Raw genomic sequence first — 15,294 nt, 5'->3', positions numbered from 1 at the left:
CAGGGGTCAATACAAATATTTACAATTGCTCTGTGTAATGCATGAATAGCCATAGAAATACCAATGTAAAAAAATGGGTTGACCCCGCGGGCAGTTTAAATTAACTGCGATAATCGCCGTTTATTTTTACGTAGTCATAAGTTAAATCACATCCCCATGAGGTTGCTTTACATGAGCCTAATTTTAGGTCTATTAAAATTTTAATTTCATCTTGTAATAATATTTTCTTTGCCTTAGATTCATCGAAATTAGTTGGCAATCCGTTTTTACAAACTACAATTTCACCAGCAGAACTTTCAAATCTTACATCAACTTTTTCAGGATCAAATTCGATATCGGCATAACCTAAAGCACAAAGGATTCGGCCCCAATTTGCATCGCTACCAAATATGGCAGCTTTCACTAAGTTTGAATTAATTACACTTTTAGCAAGAACCTCAGCATTTTCTATTGAAGGTGCATTTTTTACAGTACATTCTATAAGTTTGGTAGCACCTTCACCATCCTTTGCTATTTTTTTAGCAAGGTAAATATTTAATAAAGTTAAAGCTTCTAGGAATAAATTAAAATCATCATTTTTTTCAAGGATAGTTTCATTATTAGCAAGACTATTTGCCATAATTAAAACCATATCATTAGTACTAGAATCACCATCAACGCTAATTCTGTTATATGATAAATTAACAGAAGTTTTTAATGCTTCTTTTAAAAGTATTGGAGAAATTGAAAGGTCTGTAGTAATAAAAGAAAGCATTGTAGCCATGTTGGGATGAATCATACCAGAACCTTTAGCCATAGCAGCAATTGTTATTTTTTTACCTTGAATCTCTATTTCAACACCAGCTTGCTTCATTACAGTATCTGTAGTCATAATTGCACTACAGGCATCTTTAGCAGAAGAGTTGTTGCAAGATAAGTTAGTTACTAATGAAGGTATTCCATCTTTTATAGCATCTATATTAAGTGGAACTCCAATAACACCAGTAGATGCAACTAATACATCATCATTTTTTATATTTAAGGCCTTAGCACAAAGACTAGTCATTTTATTAGCTTTAGCTAATCCATCATCACCGGTACATGTATTAGCGTTACCACTATTTATAATTATTGCTTGAGATTTTTTATTAGTTAAATGCTTTTTAGTTACAGTAAGAGGAGCACCTTTTACTTTGTTTTTGGTGTAAACACCAGCAGAATTAGCTAGAGTTTCAGAATATATAAGAGCTAAATCTTTTTTTAGTAAACTCTTTTTTAAACCACAGTGAATTCCTGATGCTTTAAAACCAGCAGGAGATACCACTGTTAGATTTTCATCTATTTTAATCATAAAAACACACATCCAATCGTTTTAAATTAAGAAAATTTATTAAAAGCTAGGTGCTATTAATGTAAGTCCTAAATTTTCAGGTAGTCCTAGCAATAAGTTCATATTCTGAATAGCCTGTCCAGCAGCACCTTTAACCATATTATCTATAACACTAATTATTATTAATTTATCTTTTCTATAATTTTGATGTAGTGATATATGACAATTATTTGTATATTTAACATGCTTAATTTCAGCAGTTTCGCCTAGTGGTAATACATGGACAAAGTCTTTATTTTTATATCTAATTGTATATATTTCATGGATTTCTTCTAAGGTAAGTTTATTTTTTGTTTCACAGTAAATAGTAGATAATATTCCACGATTTATAGGTAGTAAGTGAGGGGTAAACGTTACTTCAACATTATCATTAGCAATATGAGATAGAGCTTGCTCTATTTCAGGGGAGTGTCTATGGCTACCGATAGCATAAGCAGAAAAGTTTTCATTAGCTTCTGAAAAATGACTTTTAAGTGATAGACTTCTTCCTGCACCGGTAATACCAGATTTAGAGTCACAGATAATATTTTTCGTATTAATTAAATTATTTTCAAGTAAAGGCATAAGTCCAAGTTGAATACTAGTAGGGTAACAACCAGGATTTGCAATTATATTAAAATCTTTAATTTTATCACCATTAAATTCAGGTAAAGCATAAATACTATACTTATGTAGTTCTTTATTTAAAAAAGTTTTTCCATACCATTTTTTATATTCTTCTTCAGAGTCTAATCTAAAATCAGCTCCAAGATCTATGATTTTTTTATTTTTAGTAATAGCTTTATTTGCAATTTCCTCGCTTAAACCATGAGGAAGAGCAGTAAAGACAACATCACATTTATCAATAACATCATCTATATCTTCACAGATTAAATTTGTTTTATTAAAAAAGCTCTTATACACAGAGCTTATCTCCTCATCTTTAAAAGTAGAAGAGGAGATAGCAGCAACTGTAACTTTATCATGATTTAATAAAAGCCTTAATAATTCAACGCCAACATAACCTGTAGCCCCAATTATTCCTATTTTAAACATGATAAATTCTCCTTATTTTCTTTTATAAATTTTTCTAAAGCGGATATTTGTATTTTAACTGTTGAAGAAGTAGGGCCCCCAATAACACTTCTTTCTTCAACACAAGTTAATAAATCTATTGCTTTATATATATCTACTTCAAATATGGGAGAAAAGTCTTTAAATTCATCTATAGATAAATCATCTATAGAAATGTTTTTATCTATACAATAGAGAACTATTTTTCCTACAACTTCATGAGCATTTCTAAATGCCATACCTTTTTTTACAAGATAATCAGCAACATCTGTAGCATTGGTAAATCCACCAGCTGCAGATTTTTTCATATTATCTTTTTTTACTTTCAGAGTTTTAATCATTCCGTTAAAGGTTTGAAATGAAAGAAGAGCAGTATCTAATCCATCAAATAAAGCTTCTTTATCTTCTTGCATATCTTTATTATAGGCTAGTGGTATTCCTTTCATAACAGTAAGTAGTGTCATTAAATTACCATAGACACGTCCTGTCTTACCTCTAACTAATTCAGCAACATCAGGATTTTTCTTTTGAGGCATTATGCTACTTCCAGTGCTATATCCATCATCAAGTTCTATAAAATTAAATTCTCCAGTACACCAAAGTATAATCTCCTCTGAAAATCTAGATAAATGCATCATTATTAATGAAAGATCAGATAATATTTCTATAGCATAATCTCTATCAGAAACAGAATCTAAACTATTAAGTGTAATTTTAGAAAAACCTAATTCTTTTGCAACAAGCTCTCTATCTAACGGATAAGTAGAAGTTGCTAAAGCACCACTTCCAAGTGGCATTTCATCTAATCTTTTAAAACAATCAAAAAGTCTGCCTATGTCTCTTTTAAACATTTCACAGTAAGCTAAAAGATGATGAGCAAAAGTTATTGGTTGAGCCTTTTGCATATGGGTATATCCAGGCATTATTGTATTTATATTAGAGTTTGCTTTTTCTAATAAACTTTCTTGAAGTTTTAAAAGCTCATCAATTATTATTTTTATATATTTTTTTAAATATATCTTAGTATCTAATGTAACTTGATCATTTCTACTTCTTCCGGTATGTAATTTTTTACCTTCATCACCGATATAATAAGTTAATATACTTTCTATAAAACTATGAATATCTTCAGAAGCATTATCAATTTCTATAGTTCCATTATCAATTCTTTTTGAAATTTCTATTAAACCAGCTATTATTTTTTCACTATCCTTAAGAGGAATAATTCCTTGAGCTCCAAGCATTTTTACATGAGCAAGGCTTCCTTCTATATCTTCCTTATACATTCTTGAATCTATTGAGATAGAGGAGTTAAAAGTATTAACTAACTCATTAACTCCTGACTTAAATCTTCCACCCCAAAGTTTCATATTATTTATCTAAGTCCTTAACAGATTCTTTCATCTTTGAATTTACCACTATTGGTAAACCGTAAAGATTAAATCCTTCAGAATCCTTTTGATTATATACACCATCTTCACCAAAAGTAGCGTATTCTTCGCTGTATAAGGAATAAGGAGATTTCATGCCGGCATTAACAATATTTCCTTTGTATAATTTTAGTTTAACTTCACCAGTTACAGTTTCTTGAGTTTTAGAAACAAAAGCTGAAAGACTTTCTCGAAGAGGAGTAAACCATTCTCCGTTATAAACTAAATCAGCAAATTTTAAAGCGATAGTTTGCTTAAAGTGATGAGTAGCTTTATCTAGACAAATTTCTTCTAAATCGCCATGAGCTTTATAAAGAATAGTTCCAGCAGGAGTTTCATAAACACCTCTTGATTTCATTCCAACAAGTCTGTTTTCTACCATATCCATAATTCCTATAGCATTTTCTCCACCAATTTTATTTAATTCTTGAATTAATGTAACACCATCCATTTTCACTCCATTTAAAGCAACAGGAATACCTTTTTCAAAAGTTAAAGTAATATAAGTTGCTTTGTTTGGTGCATTTTCTAATGTATTACACATTTCTAAGATTTTATCGTACTTAGGTTCATTTTCAGGAAATTCTAAATCTAAACCTTCGTGACTTAAATGCCATAAGTTCTTATCTTTACTATAATTAGTTTCATAAGTAATTTTTATTGGAATTTCTCTATCTAAAGCATATTTTATTTCTTCTTCACGAGATTTAATATCCCAAATTCTCCATGGTGCTATAATTGGCATTTCAGGTGCGAAATTTTTAACTGCAAGTTCAAAACGAACTTGGTCATTTCCTTTACCAGTACAACCATGACAAATTGCATCAGCACTTTCTTTCTCTGCAATTTCTACAAGTCTCTTTCCAATTAAAGGTCTAGCAAAAGAAGTTCCAAGTAAATATTTCCCTTCATAAACTGCCCCGGCTTGAAGGGTAGGGAATATATAATCGTAAACAAATTCCTTTGTTAAATCTTCAATATAAATTTTTGATGCTCCAGTATTTAATGCTTTTTCTTCTAAACCTTCTAGTTCATCAGTTTGACCAACATTACCAACTACGGCAATAACTTCACAGCCATAAGTTTCTTTTAGCCAAGAAATTATTATTGATGTATCAAGTCCTCCTGAATAAGCTAAAACTACTTTATTAAATTTTTTCATATTTAAAAGCCCCCTTTTATTTAAATAAGAGTTAAAAGTTAATAGTTAAGAGGTGAATTGAAAATAAGTTATTAAATTTTTATTTATAGATAAACTTATATGCTTAACTTTTAAGTTTTAACATCAAAATAAAATAATAAAATTTGTAATACAGGTATTTAGTTAAATTATCCCCAAGAAATAAATACCAATATTTGATATTTATGATTATACATATAAGTGAATAAATATGCAACAGAAAAATGTAAAAATGCATAAAATATTTTTTTATACTAAAAAAAGGTATTAATATGCATAAACTGAATTGAAAGTATGTAAACGAATTTTTTTATGTTATATTATAAGAGATTGTCTTTAAACTAGATGATTAGCATAGAAATGAGATGTATGATAATCAATTATAATAGCTTATTTTTATAACATAAATGTATTAATATACTGAGTAAATTTTTATAAAAACTATTATATGATAAAAATAAAAAGTAAAATTGGAAATGCTATATAGCATTCCCAACTTTACTTTAAAAGATATTTTCAATATTAGGAACCTGTAACTTTTTCATGTGTTCAGTGCTAAATTTTAATAAATGAAGAGATGCTTCAGTTTCACTTTCATCATCTTTTTCTATATATACAGTTAATTTAAGTGCTTCATTTAACATAACATCATAATCAACATGATTTATATAAATAGAAGCAAGTGAACCTTTAGTTTGTATCAAGTTAAAAATATCCATAGCATTATTAAAATTTTCTTCTTTAGAAGAGGTGTCCAATGTTTCTTCCATTTCATCACACATATCTATTATATCTGTACAAAGATGCTTAAAATTAATATCAGCATAAGTTAAAAAAGCAATTAACACAATAAATATACAGTAAGAAATTATAGAATTCTTCATTTGCTATCTCCTTTTTTACCTTTATCAGGATAATCATCATATAATTGATAAATAAACTTTCCTTGAGTGTCAGTCATAGCTATTAATACATCTTCAATTGCATTTATATGATGTTTTTTTAATTCATGTAAAATCCAATGTTTATTTTTGCCACTAGTAGTAAGAGAATTTTTATTTACATGACCATCTAACACGTAAATAATAGGAAGTTTAGGAGGTGTAGTAGAGTTGCTACTACTACTGTTAGTATTAGTACTGTCACTAGAATTACTTTGAGAGGATGATGATTGACTGCCAGAAGAAGTAGGTTGAGTATTACAACTACAAGAAGTATCACTAGAGCCACCACTACTAGAGCTACTACTTTGAGAAGTTAAAAATGAAAGTTGACCATTATTTTCTAAAATTGCATATTCAACTTCGTTTAAATCAAAATATCCAGCAAGTCTTAGCTCTTCCATAAGTTCATCTAAATTAATCTGTTGCTTCTTTAAGGCTTTATAATTTATTTTACCTTTGCAGACAAGAATACAAGGTTCTCCCTCTAAAAATTTCCTAGCAAACTGACTTTTAAGTTGTAATTGAGTAAGAATAGTTTTTATAAAAAGCAAGGTTACAATAGGAATTATTCCAAGAATTAAAGGTAACCTAGTATCTTGCATTGGAAGTGCAGCTAAATCAGATATCATTATTGTTATTACAAATTCATATGGCTGTAATTCTCCAATTTGCCTTTTGCCCATCAATCTCATTACAAGTATTACTAAGAAATAAAGTATTGCAGTTCTTATAAGAACAATAAACATAGTAATCACCTCTATAAAAGTATTTGTAAATTTGATACTTTTATTCTCCCTAGATAACACCGTGGTAAAAAAATATAATAATTAAAATTTATAAAACAATAGAATAATTTTTAAAGCAGTATATAATAAAATAAAGAGAATTTATTCTTAAAACATAAGAGAAAAGGTTCTAATATTCATTAAATGATTTAATTATAAATTTTATTATATAAAGAGTTTAGAAGGGTGGAGTATTTATGGAACAAAAAGTTGGTTTATTAAATAATAGTGACGAAATAGAGAAAAAATATATAAGAACATTACAATTTATTTTTATTAAGGCAAGTTTGGATTTATTTCCAAATTCAGTTATTACAATTCAACATAGTGTAGGTAAAGGAATATTCGGAGAAATTTTTAAAGAGAAACCTCTTGATGAAAAAGATGTAGAAGAAATAAAAAAGAAGATGGAAGATTTAATACAAAGAGATTTGCCTATTAATAAGATTAAAGTAACTAAAGAAGAGGCTATAAAAATATTTAAGGGATATAAAATGTATGATAAGGTACAATTATTAGAACAAGTTGATTTAAAGGAAGTAAACCTTTATGAATTAGAAGGAAGATATGATTATTTTTATGGTCATATAGCACGAAAGACTAGTGCTATAAAAGCTTTCGATTTAATATATTATGAAAATGGATTTATTTTAAGAAGACCTAATGATTATGAAAAATTTACATTATCAGAATTTGTTGAGCAAAGAAAAATAACAAAAATATTTAGAGAGACAGAGAATTGGCTTAATATATTAGAAGTAGGAACTGTAGCTTCTTTAAATTCTAAGATTGATAATGGAGAGCTTGCAAATTTAGTAATGATATCAGAAGCATTACATGAAAAGAAGATTGCAGAAATAGCAGATAAAATTCAATCAAGAAATGAGATTAAATTAGTTTTAATAGCAGGACCAAGTTCTTCAGGAAAAACTACATTTGCAAATAGATTGGGAATACAGTTAAGAGTAAATGGATTAATTCCGGTTCCAATATCTCTAGATGATTATTTTGTTAATAGAGATCAAACTCCTATAGATGAAAATGGAGAGTATGATTTTGAAACCATTGGTTCTGTAGATGTAGAACTATTTAATAAGCATTTAAGTTTAATATTACAAGGAAAAGAAGTTGAAATTCCAGAGTTTAATTTCAAAAAAGGAGAAAGAGAGTGGGTAGGAAAAAAAGTCAAGTTGCCTAAAAATGGAGTAGTTATAATTGAAGGTATTCATGGGCTAAATCCAATCTTAACTTCACATATTGATGAAATATATAAATTTAAAATTTATATATCAGCATTAACACAATTAAATTTAGATAATCACAATAGAATAACAACTACTGATGTTAGAAAAATTAGAAGAATAGTTAGAGATTCATTATCAAGAGGACATGGTGCAGAAGATACATTAAAAATGTGGCCTAAGATTAAACGTGGAGAAGAAAAAAATATTTTTGTTTATCAAGAAGAAGCAGATGTGATGTTCAATTCAACATTAGTATATGAATTAAGTGTATTAAAAAAATATGCATTAAAAGAGCTTGATAAAATAGAAAAGGATAGTATAGTTTATGAGGAAGCTAAAAGATTAAAATCATTTTTAGGGTTCTTTAGAGAGGTAGAAAAGAATATTGTGCCAGAAAATTCTATTTTAAGAGAGTTTATTGGAGGAAGTATTTTTTATAAATACTAATAATAATTAAAGTTAGATGCTAAGAGTTAGTCGTTAGTAGATTTAATAAAATAAGTTAGAAATTTTATTTGAATTATTAAAAATATAGTTTATTATAAATTATTGTTAAACTACTAACTACTAGCTTAAAGCTATTAAACAATTTAAGGAGGATTTACATAATGAAAAGTGTAGGTGTTTTTGATATACTTGGTCCTATAATGGTTGGACCGTCATCATCTCATACTGCTGGAGCAGCTAGACTTGGAAAAGTTGCAAGAGCTGTTGCTGGTGGAGACATAAAAGAAGTTACGTTTTTATTGCATGGATCTTTTGCAAAAACATATAAAGGGCATGGAACTGATAGAGCATTAGTTGCAGGAATATTAGGAATGGAACCAAGTGATTTAAGATTAAGAGATTCCTTTAGAAATAGCTAGAGAAAAAGGGCTTAACATTAGATTTAAAGAAGCAGATTTAGGAGATGTTCATCCAAATACAGTTAAGTTTCTTATAAAGGGAGAAGAGTGCGTATATGAGTTAGTTGGTTCATCTATTGGTGGAGGAAGTATAGAAGTTAATGAGGTTAATGGAAATTCAGTTAACTTTACAGGTGCATATCCAACAATAATTGTATCTAATAAAGATGTACCAGGTGTAGTTTCTAAAGTGACATCACTTTTATATGATAATGATATAAATATTGCATTTATGAAGGTTTTTAGAAATCAAAAAGGTAAAGATGCAACAATGGTATTTGAAGTTGACCATGAAGTTACACCAGAAATAATAGGTAATGTTAAAGCAATAGAAGGTATAAATAAAGTTATAATGATTAACCCAATTAAGGATGGTGAATAAGATGCTAGCAAGATCTGGTGAAGAATTATTAAAGATTTGCAAGGAAGAAAATATATCATTAAGTGAATATGCTATTAGAATTGAAATGAGAGATAAAGAGCTTTCAAGAGAAGAAGTATATGAAAAAATGGCAAAAAATCTTAAGGTTATGAAAGATGGTGCCACTGAAGGTAGGGAAAAGGAAGTTAATTCTTTAAGTGGTCTTATTGGCGGAGATGGATATAGGGTACAGAAGTACTTAGAAAAGGGAGAAACTTTAACTGGAGATGTAACAGTAAAAGCAATGGCAATGGCATTATCTTCATCAGAAGTTAATGCAGCAATGGGAAGAATAGTTGCATGTCCTACAGCAGGATCTTGTGGTATATTACCTGCAGTAATATTATCAGCAGGGGAAAAGCTTTGTAAAACTGATGAAGAGCTTATAGATGCCTTATTTGCATCAGCTGCAGTTGGAATGATAATTGGTATGAATGCAACTCTTTCAGGAGCAGAAGGAGGATGTCAAGCAGAGTGTGGATCAGCGGCAGCTATGGGTGCAGCAGCAGTAGTTGAAATGATGGGTGGAACCCCAGAAATGAGTTTAGATGCCGCTGCAATAGTACTTAAAAATATCTTAGGCCTTGTATGTGACCCAGTAGCTGGACTAGTTGAAATTCCATGTGCAAAAAGAAATGCTGCAGGAGCAATAAGTGCATTATGTACAGCAGATTTAGTTATGGCAGGAGTAAGTAGTAAAATACCTTTTGATGATACAGTTTCAGCTATGTATAGAGTAGGAAAGAGTTTACCATCGGAGTTAAGAGAAACTGCAATGGGAGGAGTTGCTGTTACTAAAGCAGGACTTATCCTACGTAAAAAAGTCTTCGGAGAAGAGTAAAGGTATGTTGTAAACAAGCATAATGATGAAAAGTTTGCAATTTAACTAAATTATGCACGTTGTGAAAATTGTCGAATATTATGATAGTAGGCAAATTTGCACTATGGATATAAAGTGGGGAAAAGCTTATGAAGCTTAGTAAGGAATCTATTGATTATATTTTAGGCTTGCAAAAGAAGATATTGCCTAATATTTGCTTTTCAAACTCAGAAAATATTCGAGTAATTAAAGATATAATAATGAATTATAATGGAAAGGTTAGTTTTATATCAAAAGATAATAAAAAGGATATAAAATCAATAAATACATTATTAATTTTTATGGAATCTTTAAATGAAGAAGAAAGTTTTAATTTAGAAAAATTATTAATTAATTTAGGTAAACAAGCGGTAGTGATATTGGATGCTAAAGGAATAGATTCAGTAATATACAAAAGAAATTTAGTATTAAGCTTTTTAAATAGAGGGAAGATAGGAATTATAAAGGGAACAAAAAGCCAAATTGAAGCGTTAATTAAAGTACAAGATAATAGTAAAATTTATAATATAGATACTAACTTTAAGTATAGAGATTTTTCAAAGAAAAATAATATAATTTTAATAGTTGAAGATGAGGGATACTATATTACTGAGGGGTATAGTGAGTTTTATATACAAGATAATAATATAGTATTAGATAAAGAAATATTAGATTGTATTTATGAGTGTATATTATCTGTAGGAGTGAGTGTCTGTAAAAATAAGTGTGAAATGGTTCAAGCTATTTTAATCTCAACACTAGTATTTATAATTTCTAAAGAAATGGCTGTAGTAAAATTTGAAAAAGAATTTATGGATGAAGGAGATTATGAATATAATAAAGATGAGACTTTATATAAATATATAATAGATGAGATACATGAGATAACTTCAAAATCTATAGAAGATTGTGATAAAATACGGTATTCATTTAAAAGTTAAATAAAAAGAGCACTTTTGTGCTCTTTTTATATTTATAGGAATTAAGCTTTATTGATTGATCCGAATAATTCCATTCTTTTCTTTAACTGTAGCTTTGATAGCTTCGAATCCAGGATTTAATAACTTTCTTGGGTCAAATCCTTTTCCTTCTTTATCTTTTCCAGCTTCAATGTAAGCTCTTGTAGCTTCTTGGAATGCTAATTGACATTCAGTGTTAACGTTGATTTTAGAAACTCCTAAAGAGATAGCTTTCTTAATCATTTCTTCTGGAATTCCAGTACCACCGTGTAATACTAATGGCATGTTTCCACAAGCGTTGTTGATTTCTTCTAAAGCATCAAAAGCAAGTCCTTGCCAGTTTTCTGGGTATTTTCCGTGGATGTTTCCGATACCAGCAGCTAACATAGTAACTCCTAAATCAGCAATTGATTTACATTCTTGAGCATCAGCAACTTCACCTTTACCAACAACTCCATCTTCTTCTCCACCGATTGAACCAACTTCTGCTTCTAAAGATAATCCTTTTTCTGCAGTAGCTTTAACTAATTCAGTAGTTTTAGCAATGTTTTCTTCTATAGCATAGTGAGATCCATCGAACATTACTGAAGAGAATCCAGCTTCCATAGCAGCGTAACATCCTTCATAGCTACCGTGGTCTAAGTGTAGAGCAACTGGTACAGTTATGTTTAATTCTTCTAACATACCGTTAACCATTCCAACGATAGTTTTGTAACCACACATATATTTTCCAGCACCTTCAGATACTCCTAAGATTACTGGTGAGTTATTTTCTTGAGCAGTTAATAAAACAGCTTTAGTCCATTCTAAGTTGTTAATGTTGAATTGACCAACAGCATATTTTCCTTCTCTTGCTTTGTTTAACATTTCTTTAGCTGAAACTAACATGGCAATACCTCCGTATATTTCAATTTAAATTTATTGGGAATATAATTAGATAAATTAGAATGTTATTTTATTAACAATACCATATCGTTTTTATTCTCCATTGGTTATTATACCTTAAATTAATAAGAAAGAAAACAAAAAATTATGTAAATTAACTTTTAAGAAGGTAATTATAACGCTTTAACTAGACAATTTATAAGTAAATATATAAAATATATCTAATATTACTAGTTTAGAGTAAGCGTTTAATACTTATTAATAAATATAGTAAGATTACACTAAGGAGGGAAAGTTATGTTGGTAGATTTACATATACACACATATTATTCAGATGGAACTATGTCTCCACAAGAGGTTGTTGAGGATGCTAAAAGCAAAGGATTAGGTATAATTGCAATAACTGACCATGATGTTTTAGATTCTTATAATGAGTTTAAAGCTGAAGCTGAAAAGAATGGAATAATAGCTATAAGAGGGGTAGAAATAGATTCTATATTTGAAGGGCATTTAGTTCACTTATTAGCTTATAAGTTTAATGATAATGAAAGATTTATCAATTTGGTAAATGAAGCAAAAAGAACTTTACTTAAAACTAGTGAAGAACTTATTAAAAAGATGGCTAATGATTATGAAAACATATCTATAGAAGATTATGATTCTTATGAATATGATAGAAGAAAAGGTGGTTGGAAGGGGATACATTACCTTTTAGAAAGAAATATAACAGAAGGACTATTTGATGGAATGAAATTTTATGGACAATATGAATGTGGTCATGAAAAATTTGATTTTCCAAGTGTAAAAGAGGTATGTGAAGTTACACATGAAGCCGGTGGATATGTGGTACTAGCACATCCTTCAACTATTATAAAGATAAAACTAAGGAAGAAATTTTAGAAAAATTAGATATATTAAAGAACCTTGGTATTGATGGAGTGGAATGCTACTATCCAGCTAATAGTGAATTAATGACAGAAACATGTTTGGAGTTTTGTAAGAAAAATGATTTAATAATAACTGCTGGTTCTGATGGGCATGGTGATTTTGGAGCTGTTAGTAAAGGGATAGAGTACTATATTGGAGCTATAAATAAAGATAGTAGCTTATTAAATATTGATAAATTATTAAAATAAAATAGAAGTGCTTTTTATTGATAATGAGGATATATCAAAATCTAATTTGATATATTCTCATTATTTATTTTCAAGATATTTTAATGTTTTTATATATTTATCATTAAAAATACACATTATATAAGTAAAATGATTTAAGTATAGGGGTAGCTAGTTATGGGTAATAAAAAAATATTAATTGTAATATTAAACTTATTTATACTTTTCGCTTTAATACCATACGAAATATATAATTGCAAAGTCAATTTTAATGACGGTAAAAAAATTCTTGTAATAGCTTCTTATTCGATAAATAATAATTGGGAAACTTCAGTAATTGATGGATTACAGAACTCAGCGAAAAAGGAACACTCTATAAAAGTAGAATTTTTAGATAGTAAAGTGTTATCAAGTGAAGAATATGATAGTAGCTTTATTAATTTACTTAATCTTAAATATTATAACAATATAGATTATATAATAACTCTAGATGATGAAGCATTTCAATTAGTTAGAAGTAATTTATTTAATGAAGAATTATTTACCTATAAAAAACCAATAATTTTTGCAGGAGTAAATAATAATATATCATTAACAAATGAAGAAAGTGAGTATATTACAGGAATTATAGAATATCAAGATAATTTACCAATGGTAAATATAATGTTAACTGCAGGTAAAAAAATAGATAATATTTATTTGCTTTTAGATAATAGCATTTATTCTTACACAATAAATGAAAATATTAAAAATTCAATTGAATTCGCGGAAAAACCATATAATGTAAATGTTGTAAGAAGTGTTTATTTCGAAGATATTTTAGAGGAAGTTAAGAAAATAGATTATAAAAACTCTGCAATTTTATTAGGATGTACATATAAAAATATTGAAAATAATGAAAATATAAAACCAGAAGTGCTTATTAGTAATATAAAAAAATTAACTAAAGCACCTATTTATACAACTCTTGAAGAATATGTTGAAGCTGGAGCTATTGGTGGAATAGTTAATGATGGATATAAACTTGGAACATTAATTAATAATATTTTAGAAAGTATTATAGCTAGAAATAATATATACAATATAGTTCCACCACATGATACTTTTAGTGTGCCTGTTTTCAATTTTAAATCTATTAGAGAATATAATATAAATCCATTAAGACTACCAAAGGATACTGTTTATATAAACAAGAAATTTTATAATATATTATTACCTAAATATATGATTATAATAATTTATAGTTTAATAGCTTTGTTTATAACTGGAATTGTAGTATTGATATATTCATTAGTTATTAATAGAAAAAGAATGAAAAAAAACAATTTGTTATTAATAGAATCTATAGAAAGAGAAAAGGTAAAGACAGATTTTATAGTAACTATATCTCATGAACTTAGAACTCCGTTAAATATAATAATTAATGCTACTAATTTACTTAAAATTAATGTAAAACAGAACAAATATGATAAAATGTTTTTTTTAGAAAAGTTAGATTATATAATGAAAAACTCCAATAGGCTTAGAAAATATATAAATAATCTTATAGATGTAAATAGATTAGAAATGGGATATGTTGATGCACAGTTTAAAAATGAAAATATAGTTGAAGTAGTTGAAGATGTTACATTAAATATTGTTGATTTAGCAAGAAAGTATAATATACAAGTTATTTTTGATACAGATGAAGAGGAAATAATTACGGCTATAGATAAAATTAAAATTGAAAGAGTTATACTAAATCTTTTATCTAATGCCATTAAATTCACTAACGATGGTGGAACTATACTGGTATCAGTAGAAAGAAAAGAGAGTAGTATAATTATAAAAATTAAAGATAATGGTATAGGAGTGTCTGAAGAAAATAAAAATCATATATTTGAAAAATTTAAAAGAGCAGATTTCAATGAAGGATTTATAAGACAAAATGAGGGTAGTGGGTTAGGGTTATTTATAGTGAAGGGATTAATAACTTTACATAAAGGTAGTATACAGTTAGAAAGTGAATTAAATAAGGGAACAACAGTTATTATAACTTTACCATTAAGAACAGTTGAAGTAAGTGAAAAAGAAGATAGTATAGTGGGAAATTCATTAGATTATATGGTTCAAATGGAGTTTTCGGATTTAGATAAAAAATAATAA

Annotated in this window: 12 protein-coding genes and 2 pseudogenes; 7 read left to right on the top strand and 7 right to left on the bottom strand. The window is 28.1% G+C overall.

Features of this window, described 5'->3' with window-relative positions:
- Positions 1–100 precede the first annotated feature (100 nt).
- The 6 genes from argJ to HMPREF0216_RS04705 form a co-directional block, all read right to left on the bottom strand.
- The gene (gene argJ, locus HMPREF0216_RS04730; RefSeq protein ID WP_040418870.1) at positions 101–1,330 is read right to left on the bottom strand and encodes a bifunctional ornithine acetyltransferase/N-acetylglutamate synthase; all 1,230 of its coding nucleotides are present in this window, start codon (positions 1,328–1,330) and stop codon (positions 101–103) included.
- A gap of 39 nt (positions 1,331–1,369) precedes the next feature.
- The gene (gene argC / locus HMPREF0216_RS04725) at positions 1,370–2,404 is read right to left on the bottom strand and encodes an N-acetyl-gamma-glutamyl-phosphate reductase (protein WP_005211797.1); all 1,035 of its coding nucleotides are present in this window, start codon (positions 2,402–2,404) and stop codon (positions 1,370–1,372) included.
- Positions 2,392–3,792 (bottom strand): argininosuccinate lyase, encoded by a 1,401-nt coding sequence (gene argH / locus HMPREF0216_RS04720; RefSeq protein WP_005211789.1) that lies wholly within the window; start codon positions 3,790–3,792, stop codon positions 2,392–2,394. Before argH ends, argC begins: the two co-directional genes overlap by 13 nt.
- 1 nt (position 3,793) lies before the next feature.
- A complete protein-coding gene (locus tag HMPREF0216_RS04715) occupies positions 3,794–5,014 on the bottom strand; it encodes an argininosuccinate synthase (RefSeq protein ID WP_005211779.1) in 1,221 nt (406 codons plus the stop codon).
- Between the two features lie 521 nt (positions 5,015–5,535).
- The gene (locus HMPREF0216_RS04710; protein WP_005211778.1) at positions 5,536–5,916 is read right to left on the bottom strand and encodes a DUF4363 family protein; all 381 of its coding nucleotides are present in this window, start codon (positions 5,914–5,916) and stop codon (positions 5,536–5,538) included.
- Positions 5,913–6,722, bottom strand: a complete 810-nt coding sequence (locus HMPREF0216_RS04705) for a YetF domain-containing protein (protein ID WP_040418868.1) — start codon at positions 6,720–6,722, stop codon at positions 5,913–5,915. Before HMPREF0216_RS04705 ends, HMPREF0216_RS04710 begins: the two co-directional genes overlap by 4 nt.
- A gap of 236 nt (positions 6,723–6,958) precedes the next feature.
- Here HMPREF0216_RS04705 and HMPREF0216_RS04700 point away from each other — a divergent pair, with 236 nt between their 5' ends.
- The 4 genes and pseudogenes from HMPREF0216_RS04700 to HMPREF0216_RS04685 all read left to right on the top strand — a co-directional run bounded on the left by HMPREF0216_RS04700 (position 6,959) and on the right by HMPREF0216_RS04685 (position 11,131).
- Positions 6,959–8,452, top strand: a complete 1,494-nt coding sequence (locus HMPREF0216_RS04700) for a nucleoside kinase (RefSeq protein ID WP_005211774.1) — start codon at positions 6,959–6,961, stop codon at positions 8,450–8,452.
- A gap of 161 nt (positions 8,453–8,613) precedes the next feature.
- Positions 8,614–9,292: pseudogene (sdaAB, locus tag HMPREF0216_RS04695) on the top strand (L-serine ammonia-lyase, iron-sulfur-dependent subunit beta).
- 1 nt (position 9,293) lies between these two features.
- Entirely contained in the window at positions 9,294–10,172 is an 879-nt protein-coding gene (gene sdaAA, locus HMPREF0216_RS04690; protein ID WP_040418866.1) for an L-serine ammonia-lyase, iron-sulfur-dependent, subunit alpha, read from the top strand.
- A gap of 128 nt (positions 10,173–10,300) precedes the next feature.
- Positions 10,301–11,131 carry a hydroxyethylthiazole kinase gene (locus HMPREF0216_RS04685; protein WP_005211767.1) on the top strand — a complete coding sequence of 277 codons (831 nt, stop codon included), beginning with the start codon at positions 10,301–10,303 and terminating at the stop codon, positions 11,129–11,131.
- A gap of 41 nt (positions 11,132–11,172) precedes the next feature.
- On the opposite strand, the pseudogene fba reads toward HMPREF0216_RS04685, so the two are convergent.
- Positions 11,173–12,037, bottom strand: a pseudogene (fba, locus tag HMPREF0216_RS04680) (class II fructose-1,6-bisphosphate aldolase).
- A gap of 294 nt (positions 12,038–12,331) precedes the next feature.
- Between fba and HMPREF0216_RS04675 the strand changes: the two are divergent.
- From HMPREF0216_RS04675 to HMPREF0216_RS04670, 3 genes are all read left to right on the top strand, one after another.
- Entirely contained in the window at positions 12,332–12,934 is a 603-nt protein-coding gene (locus HMPREF0216_RS04675) for a PHP domain-containing protein (protein WP_005211763.1), read from the top strand.
- A 38-nt stretch (positions 12,935–12,972) separates the two neighbouring features.
- The gene (locus tag HMPREF0216_RS17055; protein WP_147576242.1) at positions 12,973–13,170 is read left to right on the top strand and encodes a PHP domain-containing protein; all 198 of its coding nucleotides are present in this window, start codon (positions 12,973–12,975) and stop codon (positions 13,168–13,170) included.
- 156 nt (positions 13,171–13,326) lie between these two features.
- Positions 13,327–15,291, top strand: coding sequence for a sensor histidine kinase (locus tag HMPREF0216_RS04670; RefSeq protein ID WP_005211759.1), 1,965 nt, complete (start codon positions 13,327–13,329; stop codon positions 15,289–15,291).
- Positions 15,292–15,294: the final 3 nt, after the last annotated feature.

This window comes from Clostridium celatum DSM 1785, from assembly GCF_000320405.1.
GTDB lineage: Bacteria > Bacillota > Clostridia > Clostridiales > Clostridiaceae > Clostridium > Clostridium celatum.
Note: the sequence above shows the minus strand (reverse complement) of the source record. Positions and strands in the feature narration are given on the sequence as shown.